Origin of the sequence: Dietzia sp. UBA5065, assembly GCA_002415925.1 — a bacterium.
In the GTDB taxonomy this organism is placed as follows: Bacteria; Actinomycetota; Actinomycetes; order Mycobacteriales; family Mycobacteriaceae; genus Dietzia.
In genome coordinates this window covers 1-2,952 of sequence record DIAZ01000091.1, presented here as the reverse complement: position 1 = coordinate 2,952, position 2,952 = coordinate 1, and the positions used below count along the sequence as shown (strand labels likewise).

Here is a 2,952-nt window from a genome sequence, read left to right as displayed (position 1 = left end):
TGGCGCGATTTCTTCACCAAGACCGGACGGACGCTCGACGCCGAACTGCGCAAGGCCGGGCTGGTGCTGGCTCCAGATCCGACGGCGATCACCGATCGTGGCGAGCAGTGGCGGACGATGGTCCAGGCCTACGGGGAAGCGGCAGCCGGCCAATGGCGCGACCTTCTGGATCACGAGGACGAGGTGTGGCAGGCGCTACGCCCCCTCGGACTGGAGGCCGAACTGACCGACGCCGCGGCGACGCGACAGCCCCTACTGCGCGGCACCCTCGAATCGGTGGCCGGGCGGCTCGCTAGTCCGGAGCTGGCGGCGCGCGTCCGAGCGCTCGCCTTGGACGTCGGCGATGATCCGCGGCGCACCCCCTCGTGGCTCGCCAGCCGCCTCGCTGTCGAGCGGACGTTCGGCCTGTGGCGTCTTTCGTCCGAGGCCGGGGTGGCCGTTCCCGGCGCCGCGCTGGCCGATCTCGTGGTCGAGCGAGCGCGCGCCCGCGGCGTCGTCCTGCGCACCGGTGTGACGGCGGTCTCCGCCACCGAGAAGTCCGTCACGACCGACTCCGAGACCTTCACCGCGGCGGCGGTCATCCTTGCCACCGCCCCTTTGGAGATCGACCGCCTCCTCGGACGCCGTCCGCTGCCCTGGCGTCGCCTCAGCCCAGGCCCGCGGGGGCCGTTGTGGCGGCGTCCGTCCGACTGGTTGCGGCGCCCAGCCGTGCGGGACGCGAGCGGCGTGTTCAACGCCTCGACAGGTGGGCGCGGCGGGGACGAGCCCTGGGCCCAGTTGCTGGGCGGGGCGCTGGCGGCCTACGCGGTGCACGAGGTGCTGACAGGGGAAGACATCCGTCCCACCAACAAGGCCCGGCGCCGGACGCCTAGGATCGTCCAATCCAGCGAGGCGGAAGCCAAGGAGACTCAATCCAAGGAGGATGGCCCATGAGCGACCCGGTCGAGCCAACCCCGCCCGTGGTGACCCTGTGGGAGGAATACGGCTGCGGCGCCGAGCAGATCGGACCCGCCCTCGCCGAAGCCCTGGGCGTCCGCTGGGTGGGGCAGTCCCTCAGCTCCCACGAGCTCGAAACCGCCGAACGTGAGGCCGACGAGCAGCCCTTCGAGAACCTGATCGACCTCTACGCCGTGGTCGGCGACAACCCGCTAGCCCCCATCGGCGGCGAGGCCGTCATCAACGAGCGCTACGCCAACATCGCCGACGTGACCGCGGAAGCCGCGGAGGGTGCCGTCATTCTGGGTCGCAACGCGACCGTGATCCTGGCCGGGCGTCCGAATACGGTGCACGTGAAGTTGGTCGGCCCGAAAGAGCAACGCATCGCGCGCGCCGCCGAGGCGGCGGGCATTTCGGTCGCGCGGGCCAAACATCGCCAGGTGCGCGAGGACCGCGTTCGCGCCGACTTCGCCCTGCGCATGCACTCGTGGGATCCGCACCGCTACACCGGCTACGACCTCACCTTGGACGTCACCGAGCACACCGCCGCCGACTGCGTCGACCGCATCATCGCCGCCCTGCGCGGCGGGGCTGCCACGGACAAAACGCGCTAGCGCCGGCCTTCATTCGCCGCCGCAGAAGCGCCTCGGAAGGGCCGCCGCGACCGGGTCGGGTCAAGGTTTTCCCGCGCGACAGGCTAAGATGAGCCAAGCGGCCCGCCCAGTCCTGCTTCGGGCCCCTTCTCTGACTGCGACTCCATGAGTCGTCCGACGGTGAAGTCCCCCATGTCATTGCGCTGTGGCCCTCGATGGTCGCGCCGGGCAGGACGACTACGTCCACCATCTTTCTGCACTGGAGTTTTCCCATGCCTTCCATCACGTTTGGCACGCTCGGCGTGCCCGCCGCCCTCGCCTCGGTCCTCGCTGATCGCGGCATCGACACCCCCACCCCGATTCAAGCCGCGACCCTGCCGGACTCCCTGGCCGGTCGCGACGTCTTGGGCCGCGGCCAAACCGGCTCCGGGAAGACTTATGCCTTCCTGCTGCCGCTGCTGGCGCGCCTGAGCAAGGGTGGCCAGCGTCGGACGCCGGGTCGTCCCCGCGCCCTGATCTTGGCCCCGACCCGCGAACTGGTGACCCAGATCGACGAAGCGATGGCGCCCCTCGCGGCTGCCCTTGGTCTCACCTCGCGCACCGTCTTCGGTGGCGTCGGCCAGGCCCCGCAGGTCGCGGCGATTCGTCGCGGTGTCGATGTGCTCGTCGCGTGCCCCGGCCGCCTTGAAGACCTCATGACCCAGGGCCACGTGAACCTCGACAAGATCGAGGTCACCATCCTTGATGAGGCCGACCACATGGCCGATCTCGGGTTCTTGCCGGGCGTCCGCCGCATCATGGACCGCACCCCGCAGGCCGGGCAGAGGATGCTCTTCTCCGCCACCTTGGACGCGGGCGTCAACGTCATCGTCAAGCGCTTCCTCACCAAGCCGGTCACACACGAGGTGGATTCCGAGCAGTCGCCGGTGGCGGACATGTCCCATCACGTGCTCCACGTGACCCAGGACGCGCACCTTCCCGTCCTGCTCAACCTCACCTCCGCGCCGGGACGGACCATCGTGTTCACCCGCACCAAGCACCGCGCCAAGAAGTTGGCCCGCCAGCTCAACGCCTCCGGGGTGCCCACCGTGGAGCTGCACGGCAACCTGTCGCAGAACGCGCGGACCCGCACCATGGACGCCTTCCACAGCGGCGCCGCCGAGACGCTGGTGGCCACCGACATCGCCGCCCGCGGCGTGCACGTCGACGATGTCGGCTTGGTGATTCACGCCGATCCGCCGGTGGAGCACAAGGCCTACCTGCACCGCTCAGGCCGCACCGCGCGCGCCGGCAACTCGGGCACGGTCATCACGCTGATGACCGACGAACAGGTCCGCGACGTCCGCGACCTGACCCGCAAGGCTGGCATTTCGGCGACCACCACGCGCGTCACCGCCGCGCACCCGCTGCTGGCCGAGCTGGC

The 2,952-nt window shown here is 70.3% G+C and carries 3 protein-coding genes; all 3 read left to right on the top strand.

Translation table 11 applies throughout. The annotated features are described in order from the left end of the window. On the top strand, positions 1 to 933 hold a 933-nt coding region (locus B4M60_RS06925), incomplete at its 5' end, for a hypothetical protein (RefSeq protein WP_291081544.1). Beyond that, positions 930 to 1,550, top strand: coding sequence for an AAA family ATPase (locus B4M60_RS06920; RefSeq protein WP_291081542.1), 621 nt, complete (start codon positions 930 to 932; stop codon positions 1,548 to 1,550). The genes B4M60_RS06925 and B4M60_RS06920, both read left to right, overlap by 4 nt. Before the next feature lie 251 nt (positions 1,551 to 1,801). Further along, the coding region (locus B4M60_RS06915; protein WP_291081540.1) for a DEAD/DEAH box helicase at positions 1,802 to 2,952 on the top strand (1,151 nt) is incomplete at its 3' end.

Coding starts and splice junctions, on each gene's coding strand:
- B4M60_RS06920 (WP_291081542.1), top strand. CDS start 930: ATGAGCGACCCGGTCGAGCCAACCCCGCCCGTGGTGACCCTGTGGGAG.